The organism is Aldersonia sp. NBC_00410, from assembly GCF_026342035.1.
In the GTDB taxonomy this organism is placed as follows: domain Bacteria; phylum Actinomycetota; class Actinomycetes; order Mycobacteriales; family Mycobacteriaceae; genus Aldersonia.
This window is the reverse complement of the sequence record NZ_JAPENM010000001.1, coordinates 179789-192449: the sequence shown is the minus strand read 5'-3', so window position 1 is coordinate 192449 and position 12661 is coordinate 179789. Positions and strand designations below refer to the sequence as shown.

Genomic DNA, 12661 nt, shown 5'->3' with positions numbered 1-12661 from the left:
CGGGCCGCTCGTCGAAACTCCGGAAAGCATCGTTAACCTGCTTCTATGACCGATAACGCGCCGCAGCGCGCGCCGTTTGCGCCGAAGGACGACACCTACGAGCATCACGGTGGCTTCCCGAAGTACACCGCCGCTGACGATGCGCCGGAGGCCTTCGGCAACTTCGTGGCCGAGATGCGCCGGGTTCAGGATCTCGCCGTATCGATCGACGCTCCCGCCGATGTGATCGAAAAAGCGTATTCGCTGGCGCACGAACTCGCGGAGTTGCTCGATCCCTACGAGGCCCCCGAGGGTGTCGGCCCGGCTGGCCGGCTGCCCAGGCTGCCCGGCCGTGGCAGCCTGCTGATGCTGCCCTGGACGTGGGAGAAGCTCGGGCCCGAGGGCGTGCGCAGCACGGGCATGTTCACCCGCTACCACCTCGGCGGCAACGCGGCCGTGCACGGTGGCGTGCTGCCGCTGCTGTTCGACGACCTGTTCGGCGTGATCGTGCACGCGGCGGGCCGGCCGATCAGCCGCACCGCATACCTGCACATCAACTACCGCGCGGTCACCCCGCTCTACACCGAACTGGTGGTCGAGGGGCAGGCCGATCGCGTCGAGGGTCGCAAGACATTCGTCAGCGCGAAGCTCACCGACACCTCCGGCAAGCTGCTCGCCGACTGTGAGGCGCTGATGGTGCAACTGCTGCCGCACCAGCCCTGACCCCCACGGCACACCCCCATTTTTCCGGAGTGAACGGAAGCGTTCACTCCGCTGAACGCACCAAATCTTCCATTCATGACCTGATGCGCGGAGTCGGCGCTCAGCAGAGCGGGCTGACGTCCGAGCGCCCGCCGGTGGTCGGCGAAGTCAAAAAGACGCACCCGTTGTAGCCCGCGTCGGCGATCGCGGTGCGCGCCGCGCGCCATTGCGCGTCGGTCAGCGCCGGGGTGCGCGACAGCAGGAATCCCGAGGTCCGGAATGGATCGCCGACCAGCGCCCAGCTGTAGTCGGGCGCGATCGCGGTGACGATGTAGTTGGGGAACACGTCGGTGGGGTCTGCGGATCCGTTCTGCGGGAACGTCACGCGCAGCTGCGCCTTGGTCACCGGGTCGACGACCTGCGCGGTGCCGGTGATCGAGTTCGGGGTGTTGGCCCAGGTGGTGCAGTCATTGCGCACCGAGACGTTTCCCTCCGGCGTGAGGCCGTATTGCGCCGTCGTGTCCCGTGCGCAGATCACGCTGAACGGTTGCGGGATGGCGGCGAGCTGATGCCAGCGGCCGAGGTAACGGTCGAGGTCGAGGCTGGAGATCGGTTGGAGGGGTCCGGGTGCGGCCGGCTGGGCGGTCGCCGTCGCCGTTCCGAAACCGATCGCGGCCAGGCCGGCCAGGGCAACTGCCGCGGCACGAAAGGTGTGTCTCATGCGTCTGAGTTAACCCGTACGTCCGATGCGTAAACGATGCGCCCCCGCGCAGGGACAGAATGGACCCGTGCTCGACCTGCCGCCACTGTCCGAGGTACTCGCCGATCTCCATGTCCTGCGCCTGCCGATGCGCGTGCGGTTCCGGGGGATCACCACCAGGGAAGTCGCGCTGCTGCGCGGGCCCGCCGGGTGGGGGGAGTTCTCGCCGTTTCTGGAGTATGACACGGCCGAGTCCGCGAACTGGCTGCGATCGGCCATCGAGTCCGCGTGGCTCGGCCCGCCGACCCCGCTGCGCGACGCCGTCCCGGTGAACGCGACCGTCCCCGCCGTCGGCGCGGAGCGAGTGCCCGAGATCCTGGACCGCTTCCCCGGCGCGGACACCGCGAAGGTGAAGGTTGCCGAGCCGGGGCAGACATTGGCCGACGATGTCGCACGGGTCGAGGCGGTGCGCGCCCTGCTCCCGAATGTTCGGGTCGACGCGAACGGCGGGTGGACCGTCGAACAGGCCGTGCGGGCGCTGCGCGCGCTGACCGTGTCGGGTCCGTTGCAGTACGCCGAGCAACCGTGCGCGACGGTCGACGAACTGGTCGAGCTGCGCCGCCGGGTCCCGGAGGTCCCGATCGCGGCCGACGAGAGCATCCGGCGAGCAACCGACCCGCTGCGGGTCGCCAGGGCAGGCGGCCTGGACGTCGCTGTGGTGAAAGTGGCGCCGCTCGGCGGAATGCGCGCGACGGTGGCGCTGGCCGGGCAGCTGCGTGAGCTCGGCGCCGATCTGGTGGTGTCGAGCGCGCTGGATTCGGCGGTGGGTATGGCGGCGGGCGTGGCGGCGGCGGCAGCGTTGCCCAACCTGAGCCTGGCCTGCGGGCTCGGCACCGGCGGCTTCTTCGAGACCGATGTCGTGCCGGTAGGGGGAATGAATGCCGGTGTGGTGCCGGTGGATTCGGTCGAACCGGACCCGGACCTGCTAACTCGCCTGGCGGCACCACGAGACCGTAGGGTGTGGTGGACGCAACGCGTCAGTGATTGTTACTTCCTAGTAAACTATGGTTGAACAGTAGGTTAGCTAAAAACCGACTGACAGGTATTCGGAGGAGAGTCCGGTGGTCGCAGTCACTACGCTCTATGACGCGCTGCTAGTCACGCGTCACCCGGCGTTCGTCAAAGATGCGGTTGCCGTCATCGACGCCGAAGTTGCCGGCAAGCGCGGCGCAGCCGGGCTCGCGGTGAAGGCCGGCTACGGCGCGGTAAACCGCATGAACCCGGACCTGGTGTCCGATGCACTCGTCGCGTTGCTGCCGGAGCTCGTCGGCCGGCTCGAGCGGCACTGGTACGACTATCGGGTCTCAGGTACCGGAACCTTCGGCGAGTTCCTGGTAGAGCGCGCCGACGACGTCGCCGAGGAACTGCTCGAGGTGACCGACGGTCGCGTAGCCGCCAGCACGATGCAGGCCGTCAAGCGGGTGTACGCGACCATGCGTCCTGCCGCGAAGCGACACGTCATCGACGCGTTACCGCGCGTCGGACACGTGATCGAGCGACACGCGGGCTAGAAACGAAGCGTGCGCGCGGTCTGTGCATGGCGACCTCGGTCGGGGGATGCACTGGCCGCGCGCACGAACGTTCATCGATCGATCTCAGCCCTGCGCCTTGCCCCTGCGCCAGAAGCCGGTGAACGAGACGTCCTCCTTGGCGAAGCCGCGGTCGGTGACCAGGTGACGGCGGACGCCGGTGGCGAGGTCGCGCTCGCCGGCGACGAACGCGAACCCGCGTCCCTCGGGGAGCGTGGCCGCCTTCAGGGTCGCCAGCGCCAGGTCGCCGGTGCGATCGTGCGGATCGCTGCGCACCAGCCAGTGCACGTTCACGCCGGCGGGCGCGTCGACGTCCTGGGTGTCGTCCGCGTGCGGAATCTCGATGAACGCCTCGCCGCGCAGATCGCGCTCGGCGGATCGGAGAATGCCGAGGATCGCGGGGAGCGCGCTCTCGTCACCGACGAGCAACTGCCAGTCCGCTTCCGGGTCGGGGTTGTAGATCAGACCCTCGTCGAGCATCGCGAGCTCTTCCCCGGGATCGGACGAGTTCGCCCATGCGGAGGCCGGGCTCGCGTCGCCGTGTGAGACGAAGTCGATATCGATCTCCGGTCCGTCGCCGAACAGGCCGGCGCCGGCCGGGCGGAAGTCGCGCACGGTGTAGTTGCGCACGGTCGGCTTGTCCTTGCCCATCATCAGGTACTGCGCGTACCAGAGCATGCTGGTCTGCGTCGGCAGCTTCAGCTCGGTCTGGCCGTCGCGCTTGATGAACAGCCGGAACCATTGATCGAACCCCATCGGCGTGAAGCTGTTCAGCTCGTCGCCGCCCACGGTGACGCGGACGAAGTTCGGGCTGATCTGCTTGCTCGCCAAAACCTGCGCGCGCAGCAGCGTGGGCTCTTCGGGCTTGACGTATTTGGTGCGTTTGGCCATGGGTTCCTCGCTCATACGGATGTGCAGCCGAGCTTAGGTTAGCGAACCCTAATTTGGAAGCGCTGAATGCATTTTCCGTGGGTTCTGACAATCTGGTGAGGTGAATCCGTCCACCGCGCAGGCCACCGTCGTCGTCGATGAACTCGTTCGCGGCGGTGTTCGCGAGGTGGTGCTCTGTCCCGGCTCCCGAAACGCGCCGCTCGCGTTCGCGCTGCAGCAGGCCGATGTGGACGGGCGACTGCGCCTGCACATGCGGATCGACGAGCGGACGGCGGGATTTCTCGCCGTCGGCCTCGCGGTGTCGAGTGGGCGCCCAGTTCCAGTGGTGATGACCTCGGGCACCGCGGTCGCGAATCTCGGTCCCGCCGTGCTGGAGTCGAACTACGCGCGCGTCCCGCTGGTGGTGCTCTCGGCCAACCGCCCATACGAGATGCTCGGTACCGGCGCGAACCAGACGGTCGAGCAACTCGGTCTGTTCGGCAGTCAGGTGCGCGCCACGATCAGCCTCGGGCTCGCCGAGGACGACCGTGACGAGATAGGTCGCGAACAGAACAGCAAGTGGCGCTCGGCGGTCTGTCGAGTGCTCGCCGCGGCGCGCGGCACCCGCTCGGGCAATGCCGGCCCCGTGCATTTCGACATCCCGTTGCGCGAGCCGCTGGTCCCCGACGTGCATTCGGGCGCAGGGGCACCCGCGGGCCGACCCGACGGCGCACCGTGGACCGCGACCCAGCACGCCACCTTGGATGTGCCGGTCGAGATCGACCTGACGCCCGACACCGTGGTCATCTCCGGTCACGGCGCTGCCTACCGGCCCGAACTCGCCGGGTTGCCGACGGTCGCCGAGCCGACCGCCCCGCTGCACGGACCTGCCCTGCATCCGCTGGTGCTGCCGTTGCTCGAGCCGCGGCAGGCGATCATCACCGGCCGCCCGACCCTGCACCGCCCGGTCTCGAAACTGCTCGCCGATCCCGCGGTCGCGGTGTACGCGCTCACCACCGGTCCGCGCTGGCCGGATGTCTCGGGAAACGTGCTCGCGACCGGGACGCGCGCCCTCACCTCGGGCGCGCCGCGGGATGCCTGGCTGGCGCGATGCGCGCGAGTGAGCGCGAGCGCCGACCGCGCCGTGCGCGAAGAACTTGCCGCACACCCCAAACCGACCGGGCTGCATGTCGCTGCGGTGGTGATGGACGCCCTGCACGAGGGCGATCAGCTGTTGCTCGGCGCGTCCAACCCGGTCCGCGACGCGGCCCTGGTGAGCCATCCGAAGCCGGGCGTGAAGGTGCTGTCCAACCGCGGTGTCGCGGGGATCGACGGCACGGTGTCGACGGCGGTCGGCGCCGCGCTCGAACACGACGGCCGCACCGTCGCGCTGATCGGCGATCTGACCTTCCTGCACGACGCGGCCGGACTGCTCATCGGGTCCGGTGAGCCGCGACCGCGCGACCTGACCATCGTGGTGGCCAACGACGACGGCGGTGGCATCTTCGAACTGCTCGAACAGGGCGACCCGCAGTACGCGGGCGTGTTCGAGCGGGTGTTCGGCACGCCGCACGGCATGGATTTGGCCGCGCTGTGCCGCGCCTACCGGGTGCCGCACGCCCTCGTGGACCCCGCCGAGTTGGCCGTCGAACTCGGCGAGTCGACCGACGGCTTGCGGGTGCTCGAAGTCGCCACCGAGCGGTCCGGGCTGCGTGAACTGCACGCCGCGGTCCGCGCCCGGCTGTGATCGACCACGCGCCGGACGTCCCGACGACCGACGATCCGCAGGCAGGTCGTCGCTCCCGGCTCGCCACCACCATTCTCGTGGCCGCGATCTCGGTGACGGTGCTCGCGATTCTGCTGCTGCTTGCCGCGTGGCGCGACGACCAGAAGATCTCCGCCGATATGGGCACGGCCACCGCCGAGGTGCTGTCGGCCGGCAAGCTGCGGTCGGCGGTCAGCTTCGTCACCCCCGACGGTGTCACGCACAATCCCGAACTCGGCGTGCTCTACCCAACCAACCTCACCAGTGGCGAGCACATCGATGTCGAGTATTCGCGCACCGATCCCGACCTGGTCCGGGTCGCCGGTCGCGACGCCCGGGTCGCGATCATTCCCACCGCGTCGGTGGTCGTGGTGACCTGGGCGATCGCGCTGCCTGCCTTGTATCTCGATCGCCGGATCCGGCGCGGGCGCGCGAGCGATCTATCGGTCGAGCGCGCGCACGATTAGGTCCTTTACTTCCGCCAGGTGCTCGTCGATGGAACGGATCTGCCCGATCGAATCGGTGACGGTGCGCTGCACCTCCGACAGGGCTTGCTCGACACCCGATAGCCCGTCCTCGACCGCGTGGACTCGGTCGGAGTGCTCGCGTTGATTCGCGCCCAGGGCGTTGATCGCGCTGAGTACCGCGCGGTAATCGGCACGCTCGGCTTCCAGCGCCGCAACTCGCGCTTCCAGTTCCTCCAGCGTTGCTGACATGCGGCCAGATTACTGCCGCGCGCCGACACGTACCGTTCGTCTTATCTTCCACCCACCTTCACGTCCTGGTGGGCCGATCCGGAGCTGCCGCGGTCACACTCGCGTATGTGCGAGTAGCAATAGTCGCGGAATCGTTCCTGCCGAACATGAATGGCGTGACCAACTCGGTGCTGCACGTGCTCGCTCACTTGGAGCGCCGTGGACACCAGGCGATCGTGCTCGCTCCCGGTCAACCTGCGGGCGCACCGGTCGGCCCGGCGACCAGCCATCGTGGTGTGCCGGTGCACCGGTTTCCCGCGGTGATGGTGCCCCGGATCAACTCGCTGCCGATCGGTTTGCCGCAGCCAGGAATGACCTCGCTGCTGCGCGACTTCGACCCGGACGTCGTGCACCTCGCCTCGCCGTTTCTGCTCGGCGCGGGTGGCCTGGCCGCGGCGCTGCGAATCGACGTGCCCGCGGTCGCGGTGTTCCAGACCGATGTCGCGGGCTTCGCCGACAGCTACGGTCTCGGCCTGACCAGCCGGGCCGCCTGGGCCTGGACCCGGCGTATTCACAGCCGCGCGGCGCGGACCCTCGCCCCGAGCACCGCCGCGGTCGCCGACCTCGAACGCCACCGCATCCCGCGCGTGCAGCGGTGGGGCCGCGGGGTGGATCTGGAGCGGTTCGGGACCCATGCCCGCCGCAGCGCGCTGCGCGCGCAGTGGTCGCCCGACGGTCGGTTGATCGTCGGATTCGTGGGTCGCTTGGCGCCGGAGAAGCATGTCGATCGACTCGCCGTGCTCGCTCGTGATCGGCGGGTGCAGCTGGTGATCGTGGGGGACGGCCCCGAGCGGGCGCGGCTCGAGCAGCTGCTGCCCGGCGCGATATTCACCGGTCACCTCGGCGGTGACGAGCTCGCCCAGGCCTACGCGAGCCTCGATGTGTTCGTGCACCCCGGCGAGCACGAGACGTTCTGCCAGGCGGTGCAGGAGGCGCTCGCCAGCGGGGTGCCGGCCATCGGCCCGGACCAGGGTGGACCGCGAGACCTCATCGCGCACTGCCGAACCGGGTATTTGTTGCCGCCGCAGCGATTCGCCGAACTGCTGCCTGCCGCGGTCGGTGCGCTGGCCGATCCGGCGCTGCGCGCAAAGTTCGCCACCGCCGCCCGGCGATCGGTGTTGCGCCGCAGCTGGCCGGCGGTCTGCGACGAACTGCTCGGGCACTACTCCGACGTGCTCGGCGTCGACCCGATCCGCGCGACCGCATAGTTCTTCCTGCTCTGGCCGCCCCCGCAGCCGGAAGAAGTGTGCGCTCGGCGAACCGGTACGGTCTGGGGCGTGGCGGAAACCGAGGGTTCGCGCGCGTCGCTGGAGAAGGCACCGCACGAGGTGGCCTCGATGTTCGACGGGGTGGCCAAGCGATACGACATCACCAACACCGTCATCTCGATGGGCCAGGACCGGTATTGGCGCCACGCGACCCGCAAGGCGCTCGACCCGAAGTCGGGGGAGCGGGTGCTCGATCTGGCGGCCGGCACCGGTGTCTCCACCGTCGAGCTGCGCAAGTCCGGCGCATGGTGTGTGGCGACCGACTTCTCCAAGGGCATGCTCGCCGCCGGACGGTCGCGCGGAGTGCCGATGGTCGCGGGCGATGCGATGGCGCTGCCGTTCGCGGACGCCGTGTTCGACGCGGTGACGATTTCGTTCGGCCTGCGCAACGTCTTCGATTTCGAGGCCGGCCTGCGCGAGATGGCGCGGGTCACCAAGCCCGGTGGCCGGCTCGTCGTCTGCGAGTTCTCCACCCCGGTCAACGCCGCGTTCCGCACGGTGTACCTGGAGTACCTGATGAAGGCGTTGCCGCAGGTCGCGCGCCGTGTCTCCAGCAATCCCGACGCCTACGTCTACCTGGCCGAATCCATCCGGGCGTGGCCGAATCAGCGCAAGCTCGCCGACCGGATCGACAACGCCGGCTGGTCCGGCACCCAGTGGCGCAACCTCACCGGCGGTATCGTCGCGCTGCATCGCGCGCACAAAGTGTGAGACTCATCTCACCACCACGCTCGGCCGGCAATTCGCGCGCTGACCTGCTCGTTCCCCCTCCTCACCCGGAATTGTCCACGCACGTGAGCCAGCCGTGACACATCGCTAACGTCGTTGTCGATCAAGTGGAACGCGCCGCCGTAATCATCGGTGGCGATGGCCGAGACATCAGCAACGACGACCAGGACTCGAACCGCGTGCTCGTACTGCGGTGTCGGGTGCGGTGTCGTGGTCGAGACCAAGCCCGACGCGATGGGCAATCCGCTGATCGCCAAGGTCAGCGGCGACAAGTTGCATCCGACGAACTTCGGCAGGCTGTGCACGAAGGGCGCGACGCACGCGGAGATGATGGCGGCCGTCGACGGCCGGATGTCCACCGCGTACATCCGTCCCCAGCGCGGCGGCGAGCCGACGCCGGTGCCGGTGGACGACGCGGTGACCGAGGCCGCCGAGCGGATCAGGGCGATCGTCGACGAACACGGCCCGGACGCGGTTGCGCTCTACGTCTCGGGACAGATGTCGATCGAGGCGCAGTACCTGTCGAACAAGCTGGCCAAAGGCTTCCTACGCACCGTGCACATCGAGTCGAACTCGCGGCTGTGCATGGCCTCTGCCGGGACCGGCTACAAGCAGTCGCTCGGCGCCGACGGCCCGCCCGGGTCCTACGAGGACTTCGACGTCACCGACCTGTTCTTCGTGATCGGCTCGAACATGGCCGATTGCCATCCGATTCTGTACCTGCGCATGGCCGATCGGCTCAAGGCAGGTGCGAAGCTGATCGTGGTCGACCCGCGCCGCACCACCACTGCGGAGAAGGCGGACCTGTTCCTGCAGATCAAGCCGGGCACCGATCTGGCACTGCTGAACGGGTTGCTGCATCTGCTGGTGGAGTCGGGTGACATCGATGAGACGTTCATCGCCGAGCACACCGAGGGCTGGGAGGCGATGGGCGAACTGCTCGCCGACTACCCGCCCGCCCGGGTCGCCGAGATCACCGGGCTCGCCGAAGACGACATCCGCACCGCCGCTCGGATGATCGCGCACGCCAAGTCGTGGATGTCGTGCTGGACGATGGGCCTCAACCAGTCGACGCACGGCACCTGGAGCACCAACGCGATCTGCAACCTGCACCTCGCGACCGGCGCGATCTGCACACCCGGCAGCGGGCCGATGTCGCTGACCGGGCAGCCGAATGCCATGGGCGGCCGCGAAATGGGTTATATGGGACCGGGTTTGCCCGGCCAGCGCGCGGTTCTCGCACCCGCCGACCGGGAGTTCTGCGAGCAGGAATGGGGCCTCGAACCCGGCACCATCCGCAGCGACGTCGGGCCAGGCACCATCGAGCTGTTCGAGCGGCTCGGCACCGGCGACGTCAAGGCGTGCTGGATAATTTGCACCAATCCCGTTGCCTCCGTGGCAAATCGCAAGACGGTGATCAACGGACTGGAGAACGCGGAACTGGTGATCGCACAGGACGCCTACACCGAGACCGCGACGAACGCCTACGCCGACATCCTGCTGCCCGCCACGCTGTGGTCGGAAGCCGATGCGGTGATGGTGAACTCGGAACGGAACATGACCCTCCTGAAACGCTCCACGGAGCCGCCCGGTGACGCGCGGCCGGACTGGCAGCTGATCGCGGACGTGGCCTGCGCGCTCGGTTTCGCCGACGATTTCAGCTACAAGTCCAGCGAGGAGATCTTCGACGAGATCCGTCGGTTCTCCAACCTGCGCACCGGATACGACCTGCGCGGGGTGAGCTATGAGCGCTTGCGACGCGAGCCGGTGCAGTGGCCCGCGCCGCCCGCCGACGACAACCACCGGCACCCGATTCGGTATCTCAACGACGGCGTCAGCCAGGACCTGTTCGTCGCCGGGGACGGACACACCCCACGACTCGCGTTCCCCACGCCGAGTCGCCGTGCGCAATTCTTCGCCCGCCCGCACATGGACGCGCGCGAAATGCCCGACGACGAGTACCCGATCGTGCTGAATACCGGTCGGCTGCAACACCAGTGGCACACCATGACCAAGACCGGCAAGGTCGCGAAGCTGAACAAGCTGAATCCGAAGCCGTTCGTGGAGATTCATCCCGAGGATGCGCAGCGACTGGCGATCCGCGATGGCGTCGAAGTGGAAATCGCCTCACGGCGCGGCCGGGCCGTGCTGCCCGCGGTGGTGACCGATCGCGTGCGTCCCGGCGGTTGCTTCGTGCCGTTCCACTGGAACGACGAACACGGCGAGTACCTGACCATCAACGCGGTCACCAACGACGCCACCGATGCCGCGTCGCTGCAACCCGAATTCAAGGCGTGTGCGGTCGCCCTGCGCCCGGTCGAAGTGCCGGTGCAGGTACCGGCCGCCGCGCCCGCGATGGGAAACCTGCATGCGATGCTCGGGCTCGACGACTTCGCGCCGCCGACGCCGACCGAGAACGAGAAGTACTACCTCGCCGGCCTGCTCGCCGGGATCGGTGCCGAGCCGGTGGGCGTACCGACGGTGCCCGCGTCGGCGCCGTTGAGCGAATCGATGCGGATGTGGGTGGACGGCGTGCTGGCCGGCATGTTCAGCCGGTCCGGCGAGGTCGCGCCCGCGGTGCTGACCGAGACGGTCGAGGATACAAAATCAGTTGGTGTACTTGTGCTCTGGGCATCGCAGACCGGAAATGCCGAAGAATTCGCCGCGCATGCCGTGTCGACGTTGACCGATTGCGCAATCCCGGTCCGGTCGCTCGGGATGGACGACGCGGCCCCGGCCGACCTGGTCGGAATCCGCGACCTGCTGGTCGTGACGAGCACGTTCGGCGACGGTGGACCGCCCGACAACGGCGCCGACTTCTGGTCCCAACTCGACGCCGACGATGCGCCGCGACTCGACGGCGTGCGCTACGCGGTGCTCGGCATGGGCGATCCCTCCTACGACAACTTCTGCGGGCACGCGAAGAACATCGACGCACGGCTGGAGAACCTCGGTGCGCGCCGGGTACGCGAGCGGGTCGAATGCGAGCCGGACGACACCGAACCCGCCGACGCCTGGCTCGCGGAGATGGTGACGCTGCTGGGTGCGGACGACGATGGCGGCGCGGTCATGCCGTCGGGCCCCGAGCCATTCGGTGCGGGTGCCGGTCCCGCACCGGGCGGTGTCGCGACGCTGGCCCCGCCGACCCCCGCGCGGGTGATCACGCCGGCCGCGCCGCCGGTCGGCACGCGAGCCAACCCGGTGCTCGCGTGCCTGGTCCGCAACGAGTTGCTCACCAGCGCGGATTCGGCAAAGGAGGTGCGCCGGTTCGGTTTCGATCTCAGTGGTACTGCGGTGACCTATGCGGCGGGGGATTCGCTGGGCATCTATCCCACCAATACCATTCCCGCGGTGGATAATTGGCTCACGGCTACAGGACTGAACGGCGATCGCCGAATCGATCTTGACGGTGTGGAGATCACGCTCGCGGAGGCGCTGCGGACCCGGTTCGACATCAGCAAGATCACCCCCGACCTGTTGAAGTTCGTCGCCGCGCGCAACTCGGATCCCGAGCTCGCGCGACTGTTGCGGCGCGACAACAAGAACGACCTCGCAAAGTTCATGTGGGGCAGGCACGCGCCGGACCTGTTGCGGGCGTTCCCGGTGCAGGCCGACTTCATCGAATGGCGCAGTGTGCTGAAAAAGCTTGCCGCGCGGCAGTACTCGATCTCGTCCAGCCCGCGTACGACGCCCAGCGAGGTGCAACTGACGGTGTCGGTGGTGCGCTACCCGGGCGACGACGGCGCACCGCGTGACGGCGTGTGCTCGACATTCCTCGCCGACCGCGCCGCAGACGATCCGGTGCCGGTGTACGTGCAGAGTGCGCCCGCGTTCAAACCGCCCGAAGACCCGGCCGGCGCGATGATCATGATCGGACCCGGCACCGGGATCGCACCGTTCCGCGGGTTCCTGCACGATCGGCGAGCCCAGGGGCACACCGGGAAGAACTGGCTGTTCTTCGGCGACCAGCACGCCGCACACAACTTCTACTACCGCAGCGAGCTCGAGGACATGTTCCGCGACGGCTTCCTCAACCGGCTCGATCTCGCGTTCTCCCGGGACCAGCGCGAACGCATCTACGTGCAGCACCGGATGATCGAACACGGCGCGGAGCTGTGGTCCTGGTTGCAGGACGGTGCGCACCTGTACGTGTGTGGGGACGCGTCCCGGATGGCCCGTGACGTGGACGAGGCACTGCTCGAGATCGCGGAGGTACACGGCAAGCTCGACCGGGACGCCGCGCTGGCGTTCAAGAAACGGCTCACCAGCGAGAAGCGTTACCTGCGCGACGTGTACTGACTAAT

11 protein-coding genes are annotated in these 12661 nt (G+C 68.3%); 8 read left to right on the top strand and 3 right to left on the bottom strand.

All coding sequences use genetic code 11. The annotated features are described in order from the left end of the window. The first annotated feature begins 45 nt into the window (after window positions 1-45). Entirely contained in the window at window positions 46-702 is a 657-nt protein-coding gene (locus OG921_RS00830; protein ID WP_266110451.1) for a PaaI family thioesterase, read from the top strand. 100 nt (window positions 703-802) lie between these two features. On the opposite strand, the gene OG921_RS00825 is transcribed toward OG921_RS00830, so the two are convergent. Continuing rightward, window positions 803-1402 carry a lipocalin family protein gene (locus tag OG921_RS00825; protein WP_266110450.1) on the bottom strand — a complete coding sequence of 200 codons (600 nt, stop codon included), beginning with the start codon at window positions 1400-1402 and terminating at the stop codon, window positions 803-805. Between the two features lie 67 nt (window positions 1403-1469). On the opposite strand from OG921_RS00825, the gene OG921_RS00820 reads away from it, so the two are divergent. Together OG921_RS00820 and OG921_RS00815 are read left to right on the top strand one after the other, a co-directional pair. Continuing rightward, on the top strand, window positions 1470-2453 hold the full coding sequence (locus OG921_RS00820) for an o-succinylbenzoate synthase (RefSeq protein ID WP_266110449.1): 984 nt from the start codon (window positions 1470-1472) through the stop codon (window positions 2451-2453). A 49-nt stretch (window positions 2454-2502) separates the two neighbouring features. Then, window positions 2503-2952 (top strand): hypothetical protein, encoded by a 450-nt coding sequence (locus OG921_RS00815; RefSeq protein ID WP_266110448.1) that lies wholly within the window; start codon window positions 2503-2505, stop codon window positions 2950-2952. Window positions 2953-3036: 84 nt separating this feature from the next. On the opposite strand, the gene OG921_RS00810 is transcribed toward OG921_RS00815, so the two are convergent. Continuing rightward, window positions 3037-3861, bottom strand: coding sequence for a siderophore-interacting protein (locus tag OG921_RS00810; RefSeq protein ID WP_266110447.1), 825 nt, complete (start codon window positions 3859-3861; stop codon window positions 3037-3039). Window positions 3862-3961: 100 nt separating this feature from the next. Here OG921_RS00810 and menD point away from each other — a divergent pair, with 100 nt between their 5' ends. Then, window positions 3962-5587, top strand: coding sequence for a 2-succinyl-5-enolpyruvyl-6-hydroxy-3-cyclohexene-1-carboxylic-acid synthase (gene menD / locus OG921_RS00805; protein WP_266110446.1), 1626 nt, complete (start codon window positions 3962-3964; stop codon window positions 5585-5587). Window positions 5588-5658: 71 nt separating this feature from the next. Further along, window positions 5659-6072 (top strand): DUF3592 domain-containing protein, encoded by a 414-nt coding sequence (locus tag OG921_RS00800; protein WP_266111003.1) that lies wholly within the window; start codon window positions 5659-5661, stop codon window positions 6070-6072. Here the strand turns inward: OG921_RS00800 and OG921_RS00795 are convergent. Next, window positions 6046-6321, bottom strand: coding sequence for a hypothetical protein (locus OG921_RS00795; protein WP_266110445.1), 276 nt, complete (start codon window positions 6319-6321; stop codon window positions 6046-6048). The two genes, OG921_RS00800 and OG921_RS00795, sit on opposite strands and share 27 nt — an antisense overlap. 107 nt (window positions 6322-6428) lie before the next feature. On the opposite strand from OG921_RS00795, the gene OG921_RS00790 reads away from it, so the two are divergent. The 3 genes from OG921_RS00790 (at window position 6429) to OG921_RS00780 (ending at window position 12656) form a co-directional block, all read left to right on the top strand. Continuing rightward, window positions 6429-7568 carry a glycosyltransferase family 1 protein gene (locus tag OG921_RS00790; RefSeq protein WP_266110444.1) on the top strand — a complete coding sequence of 380 codons (1140 nt, stop codon included), beginning with the start codon at window positions 6429-6431 and terminating at the stop codon, window positions 7566-7568. 69 nt (window positions 7569-7637) lie between these two features. After that, window positions 7638-8339, top strand: a complete 702-nt coding sequence (locus OG921_RS00785; protein WP_266110443.1) for a demethylmenaquinone methyltransferase — start codon at window positions 7638-7640, stop codon at window positions 8337-8339. A gap of 156 nt (window positions 8340-8495) precedes the next feature. Beyond that, the gene (locus tag OG921_RS00780) at window positions 8496-12656 is read left to right on the top strand and encodes a bifunctional nitrate reductase/sulfite reductase flavoprotein subunit alpha (RefSeq protein WP_266110442.1); all 4161 of its coding nucleotides are present in this window, start codon (window positions 8496-8498) and stop codon (window positions 12654-12656) included. Window positions 12657-12661: the final 5 nt, after the last annotated feature.

Coding starts and splice junctions, on each gene's coding strand:
- OG921_RS00825 (WP_266110450.1), bottom strand. CDS start 1,402: ATGAGACACACCTTTCGTGCCGCGGCAGTTGCCCTGGCCGGCCTGGCC.
- OG921_RS00830 (WP_266110451.1), top strand. CDS start 46: ATGACCGATAACGCGCCGCAGCGCGCGCCGTTTGCGCCGAAGGACGAC.
- OG921_RS00795 (WP_266110445.1), bottom strand. CDS start 6,321: ATGTCAGCAACGCTGGAGGAACTGGAAGCGCGAGTTGCGGCGCTGGAA.
- OG921_RS00780 (WP_266110442.1), top strand. CDS start 8,496: ATGGCCGAGACATCAGCAACGACGACCAGGACTCGAACCGCGTGCTCG.
- OG921_RS00810 (WP_266110447.1), bottom strand. CDS start 3,861: ATGGCCAAACGCACCAAATACGTCAAGCCCGAAGAGCCCACGCTGCTG.